Consider the following 16,279-nt stretch of genomic DNA (forward strand, 5'->3'; position numbering starts at 1 on the left):
AGTCGCGAGGGATGCCCATAATAAAAAGGAAATTTAATTAGACCTCAAAGGATATGTATTTTCACATGATCACATCAGCACCTTGGGTCCTTTATCCAGAGATTGGAGAAGACTCAAGTAAAAAATGGATTTTTCGTGAGCCTAAAATCTCTGATGGTGACGACATTTACAGCTTGATTGCAGACTGTCCTCCATTGGACATGAACTCATCTTATTGCAATTTCCTACAGTCTACGCATTTCAGCAAAACCAGTATTTTGGTTGAGCAAAAAGGCGAAATCGCAGGTTTCATTTCCGGTTATCAGAAACCAGACGAGCAAGACGTTTTATTTGTCTGGCAAGTTGCAGTCTCACCTCGCTTTAGAGGTCATGGTTTAGCATTCCGCATGTTGAAAGAACTTCTCACCCGAGAGGAATTAGGCGGTGTTAAATCGGTAGAAACTACCATCACGGAAGATAATAAAGCCTCTTGGGCACTGTTCAAAAAGTTAGATGCGATGAACGGCAATTCTGGCCAAGTAAGCACATTTTTGGATGAAGAAGCCCACTTTAAAGGCAAACACGATACAGAATATTTGTATCGCATTCCTCTCAAATAATCCTCAAACAATAGGAATTAAAAACGGTCTCATCATGGATATTTTCAAAAAGCAGGAATCCAACGTACGCTCATATTCAAACAATTTCCCGGTCGTTTTTCGTAAAGCGAAAGGCTGCTGGCTAGAAACAGAACAAGGTGAACGATACTTAGACTTCCTTGCTGGAGCGGGATCTCTAAATTACGGCCATAACAATCCAGTACTAAAACAAGCGTTGCTTGAGTACATTGAAATGGACGGTATTACTCACGGTTTGGATATGCACTCAGAAGCGAAAGCATCGTTTCTGGAAGCGTTGGATACTTACATCCTTAAACCAAGAAACTTGGATTACAAGGTTCAGTTTACGGGCCCAACAGGTACTAACGCTGTTGAGGCGGCATTGAAGCTGGCTAAAAAAGTAAAAGGCCGCGACAGCGTCGTTGCGTTTACTAACGGTTTCCATGGTTGTACTGCTGGCGCACTGGCTGCAACGGGTAACCAGCATCACAGACAAGGTAACGGTTCTAGTCTAAGTAACGTCACTCGTATTCCATTTGAAGGTTACGCTGGCGTAGATGGTCTCGCGCTGTTCGAAACCATGCTAAATGATAACTCTGCAGGTATGGATAAACCAGCCGCTGTACTTCTTGAAACTGTGCAGGGTGAAGGTGGTTTAAATGCTGCTTCAAACGAGTGGTTACAACGTTTGAGCAAAATCTGTAAAGCCAATGACATTCTTGTGATTGTCGATGACATTCAAGCAGGTTGCGGACGTACTGGTACTTTCTTTAGTTTCGAGCCGTCTGGTATCCAACCGGATATCGTGACGCTATCGAAGTCGATCGGTGGTTACGGTTTGCCGATGGCTGTCGTATTACTTAAGCCTGAGCTTGACCAGTGGAAGCCAGGCGAGCATAACGGTACGTTCCGTGGCAATAATCACGCCTTTATTACTGCTGCAAAAGCACTAGAAATTTACTGGGCAAACGATGATTTTGAAACACACATCAAGCAGTGTTCAGACAAGGTAAGTGCAGTGATTGACCGTTGTGTTCGTCGCTTTCCTCAAATGTTTGTGCAGAAAAAAGGCCGCGGCATGATGGTTGGTATTGAATGTATCAATGGTGATATGGCATCTGAAATTGCGAAAAACTGTTTCGAGAATGGAATGGTGATAGAGACAGCGGGTCCAGACGATGAAGTTGTGAAGTTCTTCTGTCCACTAACCATCAGCGAATCAGAGCTAGATCAAGGACTAAGCATCTTTGAAAATGCAGTAGAGACTATCGCTGCGAAACATTTCAAACAAGCATCTTAATAAGGATTTTAATTATGATCGTCAGAACTCTAGATGAATGCCGCAACAGCGAACGACGTGTTGTTTCAGATAACTGGGAAAGTGTCCGCATGTTGTTGAAAGACGACAACATGGGTTTCTCTTTCCACATCACAACGATTTATGAAGATACAGAAACTCATATTCACTATCAAAACCACCTTGAATCGGTGTTTTGTATGAGTGGTGAAGGTGAGATTGAAGTTGTAGGTGGAGAAACGTACCCAATCAAACCAGGTACATTATACATCCTTGATAAACACGATGAGCACTACTTGAGAGCTTATAAGAATAAAGAAATGGTAATGGCGTGTGTGTTTAACCCACCGATTACTGGCGCTGAAGTGCACGATGAAAACGGTGTTTATCCTCTCGTTGACTAAAAGATGATGGTGGGGTGCTTTGCCACCCCACACTTTACTATCTCTTCTTTTTTCTTTTTAAAGTTACCAATCAAAAAAGGCTTATCATGACATTTACCGTAGAAAAAATCGGCGGTACATCAATGACAGCATTTGATGCTGTTCTCGACAATATTATTCTTCGTCCCAAAACGCCATACAATCGTATTTTTGTCGTATCTGCATACGGTGGTATGACCGATGCGCTGCTCGAGTGTAAAAAAACCAGTAAACCAGGCGTTTATCAGCTTATCGCGAAACGTGACGACAAATGGGAAGAAGCGTTAGCGTACGTTGAAAGCCGTATGTTGCTGACCAATGAAAATATTTTTGCGGACCCAATGAATCGTATCCGTGCGGATAAATTCATTCGCTCCCGCATTGCTGAAGCGAAAAACTGTATCGCGAATATTTTAGAAACCTGTCAGTACGGTCAATTTTCGTTGCGCCAGTACTTGCCTCAAATTCGAGAGTTTCTCTCGTCTATCGGTGAGGCACATAGTGCTTACAACACAGCACTAAAACTAAAAAATATGGGTATTAACGCTAAGTTCGTTGACCTGTCTGGTTGGGATAATCAAGCGCCAAGAAGCCTTGATGAGTCGATCAGTGACGCGTTTGCTGATATCGATGTATCAAAAGAACTGCCAATCGTGACAGGTTATGCTTACTGTAAAGAGGGCCTAATGCACACTTATGACCGAGGTTATAGTGAGATGACATTTAGCCGAATTGCAGCAATAACAAAAGCGGATTTAGCAGTAATTCACAAAGAGTACCACTTGAGCTCAGCGGACCCACGCGTTGTTGGCCCTGAAAAAGTATTACCAATTGGTAGTACAAACTATGACGTAGCAGACCAACTTGCCAACCTTGGCATGGAAGCGATTCACCCAAATGCCGCTGCGGGTTTGCGTGAAAGTGGTATTGAGCTACAGATTAAAAATACATTCGAACCTGAACACGAAGGTACTTTGATCTCTTCAAGCTACCGCCCAGAAGAAGACAAAGTCGAGATCATCGCAGGTAAAGAGAAAGTATTTGCACTGCATTTGTTTGACCAAGCAATGGTAGGAAAAGCCGATAACGTTAGTTACGAATTGATGGAAATCATCTCCGATGCTCGTGTAAGTTTGGTTGGTAAAGAGATGAACGCTAACTCTATTACTTACTATCTAGGTGGCAGTACAGATAGCTTAAACAAAGTATTGTATAAAGCCGAGAAACGTTATCCGAATGCCTCGATTAAAGGTCGTATGGTCGCGCTTATCTCAGCCATCGGTTCTCAAATTGATACCAACAAGACGTTGGCGAAAGGTGTGCTTGCATTGATGAATAATGGCGTTACGCCAGTTGCACTGCACTCATCATTGAGAAATGTAAATGTTCAATTTGTTGTCGGTGATAAGGAATACCAGCACGCGATTTGCGCATTGCATGATGAGTTTTTCCAAAGTAGCAGTTTAGCTAAATCGGTTAATGTGGCTTAGTTTATCCACGGTTAAAATACAAAGGAGAGCAGGTTAGCTCTCCTTTTTTGTTTTTCAGTTTGTACTCACAATGCCCGCTTTGTATAGGCTAAACAGGCGATTTAAGTAAGTTCCTATGTGGCGATACACATAAGCCAGCAGAATGGTCTGCTGGCTTAATGTTACTGATTAACTAACGTTAACTTAGTTTACTTAAACTTGCTGATTTCTTGTTCAACTTTGTCTAGTTGCTGCAGCTTCTCTTGCATTTTTAGAGAGTCGTAGTTTAGTGAAGCAGGGTTCATCGCTGTGCCACGTTGCATTGGGTATTCTGGAAGTGTTTTAAAGAACTCTCCCACAACGTCTTGAACAGGTACAAATAGCCACATGTTGTCAGCCATCCAACGCAAGTACATTTGTGATTCGCTTGGGCCTTTTTCGAATGGGTCAGCGCGTAGGTGGATGATTTTAGGCCAGTTCGGAGCAAAACGAACTGCGTTACTTAGGTTCCCTTCAAGCGTTGCAAAGTGAAGTTTCCAGTCATTCCAGCGGACAGCGTTTAATTCACCATTAGACGTAAAGTAAAGCAGCGACTCACGAGGGCCTTTTTCTTCCTTACCTTCAAAGTATGGCATGAAGTTATAACCATCTAAATGTACACGCCACTCTTTGCCATTTGCTTTGTAGCCTTCTGCCAGTTTTTCTTTTACATCAGGTACGCCAGCAGCTGCCAATAATGTAGGCAACCAGTCTTGGTGTGCCATCATTTCATTGATCTTGGTTCCTGGCTTAATGACGCCTGGCCAACGAACCAGTTGAGGAACACGCATACCGCCTTCCCAAGTTGTACCTTTTTCACCATGGAATGGTGTTGCGCCACCATCTGGCCAAGTCATGGTTTCTGCGCCGTTGTCCGTTGAGTAGATAACGATAGTGTTGTCTGCAACACCTAGCTCATCCAGCTTGTCGAGTAAAACACCTACATGATCATCATGTTCCAGCATACCATCGGCATAAATGCTTACACCTGATTTACCTTGGTATTTTTCCTGCAAGCGAGTCCAAACGTGCATACGAGTGGCGTTATGCCAAATAAAGAAGGGTTTATCCGCCTTAACTGCTTTTTCCATAAATGCCAAAGAGCTCTCTAGGAACTCTTCATCTGCGTGCTCCATACGTTTTCGTGTCATCGGGCCAGTGTCTTCAATCTTACCGTCGGCATAAGACTTAATGACACCACGAGGGCCATAGTTTTTACGAAACTCTGGGTCTTTAGGGTAGTAATAAGTTTCAGGCTCTTCTTCTGCGTTTAGGTGATATAAGTTACCGAAGAATTCGTCAAAGCCGTGTTTGGTCGGTAAGTGCTTATCTTGGTCACCTAAGTGGTTTTTACCAAATTGACCCGTCATGTAACCTTGTTCTTTTAACAGATCTGCAATGGTTGGCGCCCAATCAGGTATACCGTGGTCAGAGCCTGGCATACCAATTGTTAACAAACCCGTACGAAATGGCTCTTCACCTGTAATAAAGGCCGCGCGACCAGCAGTACAAGACTGTTGTCCGTAGTGATCTGTGAACAACGCGCCTTCATTCGCTATACGGTCGATGTTTGGCGTTTTGTAACTCATCATACCTTGGTTGTATGCGCTGATATTCCAGTAGCCGATATCGTCACCAAAAATTGCCAGAATATTCGGTTTGTCGGCTGCCATAGCGGCACTGGACGCCGCTAACAGTCCTGCGCCTACAGCGATTTTGCTCAATTGATTTGCCATAAAAACTCCAGATTGTTGAGAGTAAAGATAAGCACAAGTGAGCCTTATGCTTAGTTGCTGCATAAGTTAATGATGTATATAGAAAAATCCTCTTATACTCGATATAACCATAAGTTATTGCTAGGTTGTAACCATTTGTTAATTAAAAAGAAATAGGATTGTTCTGTTAGTTTGTAGAGATTCGTAAAGTAGATTTAGATCACTTAAGAGCCTTATTTTTATTGCGTAGTAGAAGAGGGGATGGAAATGAAAAACAATAGGATGCTCGCTTGTTTTACGGTCCTAAAGCAATACTAAAGTCGTTATGTATTGCTTGTAATTATTTGTATAACCAGTGATTTAGTGTCTATATTGATTTAGGTTGTACATTATAAATATAAGGATATCTATGAGTCAGTGGGCAGGCCGGTTTCGCATTTTATTGCTGGTCAACGTTGTTGTCAGTTTTATGGCTTTTTCTCAAGAGTTATTAACAGAGAAACCAAATATTCCTTCAGGCTTAAATCCAGAATATGCTGGCACACAAGCTTGTATAGATTGCCACCAAAACGAGGTGGAGGCCTGGAAAGGGTCACATCACGATATGGCCATGAAGCATGCAAGTACAACCTCTGTGCGTGGTGATTTTGATAACCATGTTGTAACGCACAAAGGAATGCCTAATCGTTTTTTTAAAAAAGGCGACGAATTTTGGGTCAATATTCAAGGTGCTGACGGGCAATGGCGTGACTATAAGATCAGCTATACATTTGGCTGGGAGCCATTACAGCAGTACATGGTCGAGTTTGAAGATGGCCGCGTGCAGCTTATTCCTTTTGCTTGGGACACAAGAGCTAAAGTTGAAGGGGGACAGCGTTGGTTTCATCTTTATCCAGAAACGACAACAACGGATGAATTCTATTGGACCAATACCGGGCAAAATTGGAACTTCATGTGTGCTGATTGCCATTCAACGAACCTAAAGAAGAATTACGACGCTGACAAAAACACTTACAACAGCTCATGGTCAGAGATTAATGTGGGATGCGAAGCATGCCATGGTCCCGCTAGTCAGCACATAGAACTGGCCAAGAAATACAAAAATGCTGGCACTTCTTTTGAGCATGACAGCCATTATGGCTTTGATCGAAATTTGTCTAAAGCAGTGTCGGATTGGGTGTTTGAGGAAGGCCATAGTACGTTACAGCCGAAATCAATTGAAGCAACCAATCAAGTGCAAACATGCGCTCAATGCCATAGTCGCCGAACCCAGTTAAATGAAACAGGTGATCATGTTAAAGGTTCTTTTTTTGATAAATATCGCTTAAGTCTTATAACACCTGAACTCTACTATCATGATGGACAGATTTACGACGAAGATTATGTTTATGGTTCGTTTCTTCAATCTGAAATGGCAGAGAAGGGGGTCACGTGCACTAATTGCCATGATCCACACACGGCAGAGTTAACGATCCCAGAAGAGGCAGTATGTTCGCAATGCCATATTGCATCGGAATATACACCTGAAAAGCATACCTTTCATAAGGCTGGATCTGAAGCATCGCAATGTACGACTTGTCACATGCCAGAAACGACTTACATGCAAGTCGATCCTCGTAGAGACCACAGTTGGCATATTCCACGACCGGATTTGAGCAAACACATTGGAACGCCCAATGTTTGCATGTCATGCCATGAAGATAAAAGCAATCAATGGGCCGATGAACAGATAGCAGAATGGTACCCGAATTCGAAGTATCGTAATCAACAACATTTTGCTGTCGCATTTTATGCGGATTCAATTGGTCATCAAGGAGCAGCAAATGCGTTGGCATACTCTGCTCAGGATTCGTCTTTAAAAGACATTATTCGCGCCTCAGCCCTGGAGAGAATGGGGGGCAACACTGACCAAAATACAACAGTATCTTTGGCTAGGGCCGTTAAGAATGAGAATGAAATGGTTCGATTAGGGGCAATTTCAGGCTCGTCTGGTTATGAATTTCATGATCGGTGGCGGATTCTAGAGCCATTGCTTGGTGACCCGGTGCTTTCAGTGAGAGCGGAAGCTGCCTCGGTGCTGGTAGCGAACTACGCACAAATGACCCCTTTACAAAAAGATATCATTAAATCACCTTTAGAAGAGTACATGGAAATTCAAGAGTTTAATGCCGATCGTGGTTTCGGAAGAACCAATTTGGCGAATGTGTACCGCAGCTTAGGTGAAATCGACAAAGCGGCCGAGCTGTATAAACAAGCGATCAGCATCGAACCCTATTTCGAAAATAGCTACGTTAACCTAGCAGATTTGTATCGTCACCTAGGTAAAGAAGAAGCTGCGCTCACGGTGCTACAACAAGGGATGAAAGCTCAACCTAAATCCAGCACGTTACCATACAGCGCAGGTCTTTCTTTGTTGCGTCAAGGCAAAGCTGATGATGCGAAAAAGCTACTTAGACGCGCCGCAGAAATTGGTGAAACTAATGCTCATTATTGGTACGTGTACGGTCTAGCCCTAGAAAAAAGCGATGTTCTAGAAGCCAGTAAAGCGTTGCAAACAGCATTTGAAGTCGGTGGCAATCCACAGCACTTGTATGCTCAATGCGAGGTTCTAGCGAGAAATCATAAAAAAGGTGCTGTCGCTTTTGCTTTCGATAGGTGCATACAAGAGCTTAGTCACTATGCACCTAAACAAGCTATTGATCAGCTTAAAGCCTCTATTGTCGGGGTCAATAGGAGCTAATTACCAAAAGTGGAGCTTTTATCGCTCCACTTTTTTCTTGCTTAGTTTAATCAGCGTCTTTCGCTAATCTCAGCCCCATGTCGGACATGATGACTGACTGGCTAGCAAAATCGCGACGATAGTTTTCGGATTCGTCAGCATCATAGGCAAAGCTACCACCTCGTACAGACTTGTGTGCAAGGCTTTCTTTTTCATCTTTTGCGTTTACCGGATTATCACTTGGTGCTGATTTGTAATAACCTTCATCAAACGCATCAATAACAAACTCACCAACATTACCCGTCATATCGTATAAGCCAAGCTCATTCGGTTTTTTCTGACCTACCTTGTGTGCCTTATTGTTTGAGTTACTGGCATACCAGGCAACGTCGTTAATATCATCAGCTCCCGCGTAAGTGAATCCTTGACTTAGATTCCCCCCTTTCGCTGCAAACTCCCATTCTGCTTCTGTGGGTAAACGATAGTGCTCTCCCGTTTTTTCATTCAATTTCTTTATAAAATAATTGGCTTGTTGCCAGCTAATGTTATTCACGGGCGTATTTGGATTTCTAAAATAACTCAGAGAAGAGCCTGTAACCGATTCGAATAACTCTTGGGTTACCTCAAATTTTGCCAAATAGAAATCTTCCACGCGAACGGTGCGAGCCGGGCGCTCGGATTTATTTGCTGACGGATTATCCGAGCCCATCGTAAATTGTCCACCTTCAATAAGAACCATATCTTGATCGATTTTTTGGGCAAGAGGGCTAGGTTGTGTTGTTGCACATCCAGTCATAATTAGCGAAATCGAAATAGCGGCACCAAGGTAAAGAGTATTACTTTTGGAATGCTTCATAGGGGAGCTCCATCAACATTTATGATCAAAGAATTTTATCAGGCAAGTCTATGAAAAACAGTTATACACACTATAACAAGCGCCACGAATAATTGAACATTATCATCACACTAGGCGATTAACTTAATGATTAGTCTTAGCGCCGTTGGGCACAGGCTAGCAACTAAGAAGGTGATGAATGCACATAACTCAAGGTCCGCAGTTCAATGGAAAAGCATCCAAGCGATTACATGTCATGGCGAAACCTATCGGTGCAGTGTGCAATATCGATTGCACCTATTGTTACTACCTAAGCAAACAAGATTTACTTGAGTACAAGCCAGGCTGCTCACCAGTCATGGATGAGGAAACGCTCGAGACCTATATCCGTCAATATATAGCGGGACAAAATAGACCTGAAATTATTTTCTCTTGGCAGGGTGGTGAGCCGACAATGCTAGGTTTGGATTATTTCAAGACAATTGTTGAGCTACAGAATAAATACCGTCCCGATGGCATTACGATCTCCAATGACCTCCAGACTAATGGCACACTGCTTAACGATGAATGGTGTGAGTTTTTAAAGGCGAACAACTTTCTCGTCGGTTTAAGCATTGATGGCCCAGAAATGATGCACAACGCTTACCGAACAAACCGAGCTGGTAGAGGCACATTCCGGCAAGTTATGAATGCGGTTGAATTATTACATAAGCACGAAGTAAAGTTTGCTACGCTCACTTGTGTTAACAACTTGACCGGCCGTAACCCACTTGAAGTGTACCGATTCTTGCGAGATGAAGTACGCTCCCCTCAAATGCAGTTTATTCCAATAGTTGAGCAGAAAACATTCAGAACAACCGCCCCTCAAACTTGGGAGCCAAACGAGCAACTAAAGCAAGGAGATAAACGGTTGATCCCAGGTCATAAAGATGCCGTTGTTGAGCCTTTTTGCGTTGCGGATGAAGCATGGGGAAATTTTCTGATCGCGATTTTCAATGAATGGGTTTTACACGATATCGGCAACGTGTTTGTGCAGTACTTTGAAGCCAGTATCGAAACCTGGATGGGCAGAAAAAACCCACTGTGTACGTTAGGTGAAATCTGCGGGAAGGGCTTAGCAATGGAGCCTAATGGTGATGTGTTTGCGTGTGATCATTACGTGTACCCAGAATATAAGGTTGGAAACTTTCATCACGAAAAGCTCGATACGCTCGCTTATAGCTCTGAACAGCAGAAATTTGGGTTTGCTAAAAGTCGTACGCTGCCCCAACAGTGCCTTCAATGTGATTATCAATTTGCATGTTTTGGAGAATGTCCCAAAAACCGTTTTATCCGTACTAGGCAAGGTGAGCCTGGTCTTAATTATCTCTGCGCGGGTTGGAAGAAGTTTTTTACCCATGTTGATCAGTCGATGGCGTACATCTTACGAGCGACAGGTAACCCAGTGGTTCACGGTAAATACAGTGACCAGATTCTACGCCAGCAAGCTACTCAAACACAGACTGTGTTTGAAACGAAGTTTTAAGATAGTCACTACGCCTGCTACAGGCCCGGAAATGAAAGAATATAGGTTATTGAATGCAAAAAATTAAGCTGCTCTCTAAATCATTACTCGTGATCTCGATCGGCATTGCTGCGAGTCAAACAGCAGTGGCACAAGAAACAACATTGCTAGACCCAGACCAGGTATCGCCGACAACGGTTGTCACTCCACAAGAAGCTCAAATGACACCGGCGCAACGAGTCGAAAAGCTGTCTTATGATGCGCAAAATAAAAAGTTGTCTTCAGAAAAACGTATTGATGCTTTACGTGAGTTAGCCAACTATCCAAGCCAAAATGCATTGGTTGCAGTTGCGCGTGGGTTGCAGGATGAAGATGCAGGTATTCGCGAAGCTGCGATCGTGGGAGCACAGCCATATATGATTGAGCACCGTTGGCGTTTGATTTCACCATTATTGAGTGATGACGCCGCCATGGTGCGAATTACAGCAGCGATTAACCTCGTTCGAGATTACGCCAATTTGAGTTCGGAGCAACAGCAGTCACTTGAGGGGCCTGTTTCAGAGCTGACAGCACACTTGTCCAGTAAGAACGATAATGTTTCCAAGTTATTACTTGCAGACGTTTACCGTTGGCATCGTGATTGGGATAAAGCGGCGCTGATATACCCAGAGTTAACTAAGCTTGAGCCAAACAACCCTCAAGTTTGGTTAAGCTATGCAGACAACTTCCGAGCGCAACAGCTAGACCAAAAAGCTATCAACGTGCTTGACGAGGGTATCAAGCTAAATTCAGAAGATGCCTCGCTGCATTATTCTAAATCTCTCGCTTTGGTTAGATTAGACAAAAAGAAAGAAGCGGCGTTTGAAATAGACAAAGCTGCGACGATGGCAAAGACGAACAGTTACTTTTGGTATTTAAATGGTGTTCTGCAAGAAGAGTTAGACTTGAAGAAGTCTGTCAACGCTTTTGAGCAAGCGTATTTGATATCCGGTGCTCCAGAACAATTGTATGCCGTGTGTGACATCTATGTCAGATACGGCAACCCTAAAACGGATGACTGTTTAACAGAGCTAACGAAGGTCGCTCCCGACTATGTTATTGAAGAGCTCAATCAGAAAAAGGGACGTAAAAGTGCCTCTACATCAGTTGAAGCCAATGAATTTAAACTCTAATCGGTAAATTCCATGTTCCTATTTCAATAAAATAGTGAACCAATTTAGTGACGGCGTCACTCTTTGGTGGCCGTTGGATATGTCAGTTCAATATGCGCCTGTTTCAATTGAACTATACTTTTGATTGGATTCGCACCTAGCACCTCAATATAAGGAATTAAGATGGCTATAAAGTTAAAGACGATTGTCTTAGCAACAGGTTTTGCTCTGTCTAGTTATGCTGTTGCTGCTGATATGCAAGATCCACTTCCGTCATGGAACAACACTGACGCTAAGCAAGCTATTGTGGCGTTTGTTACGAAAACAACGACCCAAGGTTCGGATTCCTATGTGCCTGAAAGCCAACGAATCGCGACGTTTGATAATGATGGAACACTTTGGGCAGAAAAGCCTGTTTATCTACAGTTGTTTTTTGCGATCGATAGAGTAAAAGAAATGGCCTCTGAGCATCCTGATTGGAAGACAACCGAACCCTTTGCTTCCGCATTAAAAGGTGACATGGAGGGGATTGGTAAACAAGGACTCGAAGGTGTAATGAAGCTTGTTATGGCAACCCATTCTGGAATGTCTACTGAACAGTTTCATCAAGAAGTTAAGGAATGGTTGAAAACGGCTGTCCATCCAACAACGGGTAGACCATACACTGAAATGGTCTATCAACCTATGCTCGAACTGCTCGACTATTTAAGAGCGAACGACTATCAGACCTACATCGTTTCTGGAGGCGGAATTGAATTTATGCGCGTTTGGGCGCCGGAAGTATACGGCATTCCAACGCAAAACATCGTGGGAACGACGTTAAAGGCGGAATATCAAAGTGTTGATGGAAAACCTACCATCCAACGCATGCCGGAAATAGACTTTGTCAATGACAAAGCAGTAAAGCCTGTGACGATTCAAAACTTCATTGGCAAACGTCCGGTAATGGCGTTTGGTAATTCTGATGGTGATTTACAGATGTTAGAGTGGACGAAAGCAGGTTCAGGTCCAAGATTTTCTGCGATTATCCATCACACGGATGACAAGCGTGAATGGGCGTATGATAAAGATTCTCATGTTGGTAAGTTAGATAAATCGTTTAAAGTAGGTGAAGAGCAAGGTTGGCTATTTGTCGATATGAAACAAGATTGGAATCAAGTGTTTAAAGAGAGCACTAAATGATAATCTTTGTTTGACCATAACTTGCTGCAACCAAACAATTGCAACGAAATAAAAGGCCTCACAATTGAGGCCTTAGTTAATTCCACAATAGCTTCGATACCTAGGGTCTAGTTTCTAGGTTGCTGTGTCATTGTTTCTACCACTTTTTCAATACTTAACGAGCTACCTTTCGTTGCAGGGAACTCCTTAAATGTCTCTAGGAACTTACGCACGATAGCTTGAGCAGGAACGAACATCCACATTTGATCAGCGTAAAAATGTCTGACGTAAAGTGCTGCATCTGGACCGACCTCAAATGGATCCATACGAAGGTTTACAATCAAAGGCCAACTAGGTGTTTTGCGGTATGCCTCATTAATGGCACCCTCCATAATACTGAAGTGGATCTTCCAGTCTTTATAACGAACGGCGTTTAAATTACCACCAGCATCGAAGTAAAAGATTTCTTTGCGTGCGCCTTCATCAGCTTTACCAGTCAGCAGATCAAGTTGGTTGTAGCCATCTAAATGTGCTTTAAAGGTTTTGCCCGCTGCTTTATGACCCTTCAATAGTTTTTCTTTCACATCAGGTTCGCCCACAGCTGCGAGTAGAGTTGGCATCCAGTCTTCTTGTGAAAAGATATCGTTGATAACCGTTCCTGGTTTAATGTTTCCAGGCCAGCGTACCATCATCGGAACGCGGAATCCGCCTTCCCAAGTCGTACCTTTTTCGCCCTTGAACGGTGTAGTACCACCATCTGGCCAGGTAAATTTCTCAGCGCCATTATCGGTACTAAAAACAACAATGGTGTTATCTGCTACGCCTAGCTCTTCAAGTTTATCAAGCATGACACCTACTTGATCATCTAGGTCCATCATGCCATCGGCGTATAAGCCGTAACCTGACTTCCCTTGATATTCTTCACTCAAATGTGTCCAGACGTGCATACGGGTTGAGTTATGCCAAATAAAGAATGGTTTGTCTTCTTTTACTGCTTTTTCCATAAAGGCCAAGCTAGCATCCATGAACTCTCGGTCTACGTTTTCCATACGCTTACGAGTAAGGGGACCTGTGTCCTCGATTTTGCCATCCGCAGTCGCCTTCAACACGCCTCGAGGTCCGAATTTTTTACGAAACTCTGGATCTTTTGGATAAAACTCAGACTCAGGCTCTTCTTCCGCGTTTAAATGGTATAGGTTACCAAAGAACTCATCAAACCCATGGTTAGTTGGTAGGTGCTCATCTTGATCACCAAGGTGGTTTTTACCAAACTGACCAGACACATAGCCGTGATTTTTAAGTAACTCTGCGATAGTAGGATCTTTCGATTGAATACCCTCTTTTGCGCCGGGCATACCAATAGTCAATAGACCGGTACGAAACGGATGTTGACCCAGAATAAATGAGGCTCGTCCGGCAGTACAACTCTGTTGTGCGTAAGCGTCTGTGAAAATGGCACCTTCATTGGCGATTTTATCAATGTTAGGAGTCTTCCCTCCCATCATACCATTGTGATACGCACTAATGTTGTATACACCTACATCGTCACCCCAGAACACAAGGATGTTGGGCTTATCGGCAGCAAAGGCTGTGGACGCAGCTAATGTACCGACCAATGCCATTACCTTTTTAATCGAGTTTCGCATGAAAATCCTCCGCGATAAATGAATCCATTATCGTTATATAACGTTACTAATTGTGTTCATCATGGCGAAGTCGAGTGAGATGACACCAAATGAGACAATGTAGTCAGTTGAATATAGTAGAGGTTTTTTGTTGCTTCCAAGTAATCCCTGTTTTTCAAAAATGTTAACTAACATGGACTAGACTTTAGTGTGTTTTAAGTGTGATAAGACGCACTTACAGGATTGAATTTCAATGAAAGGCGACACTATGAAAAATAAACTAGCAACTATCCTGTTTCTATGTATCCCGTTAGAAGTGGTTGCGGAAGAGACACCAAATGTCGTGGTAATGTTGGTTGATAACCTTGGGTGGGGGGAACTAAGTTCCTATGGGAGTACCAGAGGTGTTGAAACTAAAAACTTAGATCAACTTGCTAGAGAAGGTGTACGCCTTACTAATTTTAATGTGGAACCGCAATGCACGCCAACTCGCTCCTCATTCATGACGGGGAGGCGAGCGCTTAGATCTGGGACAGATAAGGTTGTTTGGGGAGTGCCTTACGGTATGGTGAACTGGGAGATAACCATTGCAGAGAAGTTTAAGGAACAAGGATATAACACGAGCCTTTACGGGAAATGGCATTTGGGAGACCAAAAAGGGCGCTTTCCAACGGATCAAGGCTTTGATGAATGGTATGGCATTGCAAATACGACGGATGAGTCCGAATATAGCTCTCAACCCGGTTATAAAGCTATATTACCTAAACCTCAAATCCTTTCAGCTAGAGCAGGGCAGGATCCTAAAGGGGTCAAAGAATATAATTTGGACTCACGTAGAACGATTGACAGTGAGCTAGTTGAACATGCCACAGATTTTATAAATCGAAATGTGAAAGAGAATAAGCCATTTTTCTCTGTAATTACTTTTACTCAACCACATTTACCGACGCTACCTCATCCTGATTTTATTGGTAAAACAGGCAAAGGAAATTACTCAGATGTGTTAGCTGAGATAGATTTTCGAGCTGGGCAAGTTATTGGTGCAATAGAAAAAGCAGGAATTAAAGACAATACACTAGTGATTTGGTTTTCTGACAACGGTCCAGAGTGGCATATGCCATACCAAGGCTCTAGCGGACCATGGCGTGGTGCGTACTTTACGGCTCTTGAAGGCTCTCTCCGAACACCATTTATTGCCTCTTGGCCTAACCACATCAAACCGGGCAGAGTGAGTGATGAAATTATCCATGTTGTGGATCTATTTGCCTCACTTTCTCATGTCGGTGGATACAAATTACCAAGCGATAGAACAATAGATAGTATTGATCAGTGGGCCTTTTTAAAGGGAGATAGTGAAAAGTCTAATCGAGATGGTTTTATCGTTAACAATGGCTCTGAAACCTACGCTTATAAGTGGGAAAATTACAAGATGCACTTTATTGATCAAGATATCATGCCGGAGAAAGGGCGCCCATTACAGATCCCTGAAATATACAATTTGATTGATGACCCTAAAGAGGAGTTTGATTTAAGAAATAATGCCACATGGTTATTTCCTATCATGATAGGAAAGAGAGTAAAGTTTGAATCTTCCGTTGCAACAAGCTGCGATACGATTCCTTTCCCTGCTCCATTTGGATATAAGCCCGATTGTAGCAAGGGGAATTTCAATCAATTTCCAGTGGATGGGTTACGCCAGAAGTAGTTTACCCCAATGGCTCTTTCTCGCATACATGAGGTATG

Annotated in this window: 12 protein-coding genes; 9 read left to right on the forward strand and 3 right to left on the reverse strand. The window is 43.0% G+C overall.

Annotation, left to right across the window (positions count from 1 at the left end):
* The first annotated feature begins 65 nt into the window (after positions 1-65).
* The 4 genes from ectA to R7P72_RS06575 all read left to right on the forward strand — a co-directional run bounded on the left by ectA (position 66) and on the right by R7P72_RS06575 (position 3,808).
* Positions 66-599, forward strand: coding sequence for a diaminobutyrate acetyltransferase (gene ectA, locus R7P72_RS06560; protein WP_005393379.1), 534 nt, complete (start codon positions 66-68; stop codon positions 597-599).
* A gap of 34 nt (positions 600-633) precedes the next feature.
* Positions 634-1,899, forward strand: a complete 1,266-nt coding sequence (gene ectB, locus R7P72_RS06565; RefSeq protein WP_017820939.1) for a diaminobutyrate--2-oxoglutarate transaminase — start codon at positions 634-636, stop codon at positions 1,897-1,899.
* 14 nt (positions 1,900-1,913) lie between these two features.
* A complete protein-coding gene (locus R7P72_RS06570) occupies positions 1,914-2,300 on the forward strand; it encodes an ectoine synthase (RefSeq protein ID WP_005377769.1) in 387 nt (128 codons plus the stop codon).
* Between the two features lie 86 nt (positions 2,301-2,386).
* Positions 2,387-3,808, forward strand: a complete 1,422-nt coding sequence (locus R7P72_RS06575; RefSeq protein ID WP_005377768.1) for an aspartate kinase — start codon at positions 2,387-2,389, stop codon at positions 3,806-3,808.
* Positions 3,809-3,996: 188 nt separating this feature from the next.
* On the opposite strand, the gene R7P72_RS06580 is transcribed toward R7P72_RS06575, so the two are convergent.
* The gene (locus R7P72_RS06580; RefSeq protein ID WP_005377767.1) at positions 3,997-5,562 is read right to left on the reverse strand and encodes an arylsulfatase; all 1,566 of its coding nucleotides are present in this window, start codon (positions 5,560-5,562) and stop codon (positions 3,997-3,999) included.
* Between the two features lie 388 nt (positions 5,563-5,950).
* Here R7P72_RS06580 and R7P72_RS06585 point away from each other — a divergent pair, with 388 nt between their 5' ends.
* On the forward strand, positions 5,951-8,281 hold the full coding sequence (locus R7P72_RS06585) for a tetratricopeptide repeat protein (RefSeq protein WP_005377766.1): 2,331 nt from the start codon (positions 5,951-5,953) through the stop codon (positions 8,279-8,281).
* 46 nt (positions 8,282-8,327) lie between these two features.
* On the opposite strand, the gene R7P72_RS06590 is transcribed toward R7P72_RS06585, so the two are convergent.
* Positions 8,328-9,056, reverse strand: coding sequence for a formylglycine-generating enzyme family protein (locus tag R7P72_RS06590; protein WP_372434443.1), 729 nt, complete (start codon positions 9,054-9,056; stop codon positions 8,328-8,330).
* 238 nt (positions 9,057-9,294) lie between these two features.
* On the opposite strand from R7P72_RS06590, the gene R7P72_RS06595 reads away from it, so the two are divergent.
* The 3 genes from R7P72_RS06595 to R7P72_RS06605 all read left to right on the forward strand — a co-directional run bounded on the left by R7P72_RS06595 (position 9,295) and on the right by R7P72_RS06605 (position 12,932).
* On the forward strand, positions 9,295-10,620 hold the full coding sequence (locus R7P72_RS06595) for an anaerobic sulfatase maturase (RefSeq protein ID WP_005377764.1): 1,326 nt from the start codon (positions 9,295-9,297) through the stop codon (positions 10,618-10,620).
* 53 nt (positions 10,621-10,673) lie between these two features.
* Positions 10,674-11,771: a hypothetical protein gene (locus R7P72_RS06600; protein ID WP_005377763.1), complete on the forward strand. Its 1,098-nt coding sequence runs from the start codon at positions 10,674-10,676 to the stop codon at positions 11,769-11,771.
* Positions 11,772-11,933: 162 nt separating this feature from the next.
* A complete protein-coding gene (locus R7P72_RS06605; protein ID WP_005377762.1) occupies positions 11,934-12,932 on the forward strand; it encodes an HAD family hydrolase in 999 nt (332 codons plus the stop codon).
* A 107-nt stretch (positions 12,933-13,039) separates the two neighbouring features.
* Here the strand turns inward: R7P72_RS06605 and R7P72_RS06610 are convergent, their stop codons facing one another.
* Positions 13,040-14,557 carry an arylsulfatase gene (locus R7P72_RS06610; protein ID WP_005377761.1) on the reverse strand — a complete coding sequence of 506 codons (1,518 nt, stop codon included), beginning with the start codon at positions 14,555-14,557 and terminating at the stop codon, positions 13,040-13,042.
* Between the two features lie 247 nt (positions 14,558-14,804).
* On the opposite strand from R7P72_RS06610, the gene R7P72_RS06615 reads away from it, so the two are divergent.
* A complete protein-coding gene (locus R7P72_RS06615) occupies positions 14,805-16,241 on the forward strand; it encodes an arylsulfatase (protein ID WP_225455402.1) in 1,437 nt (478 codons plus the stop codon).
* Positions 16,242-16,279: the final 38 nt, after the last annotated feature.

The sequence above is a fragment of the Vibrio sp. Vb0888 genome (assembly GCF_033338835.1).
GTDB classification, from domain to species: domain Bacteria; phylum Pseudomonadota; class Gammaproteobacteria; order Enterobacterales; family Vibrionaceae; genus Vibrio; species Vibrio alginolyticus.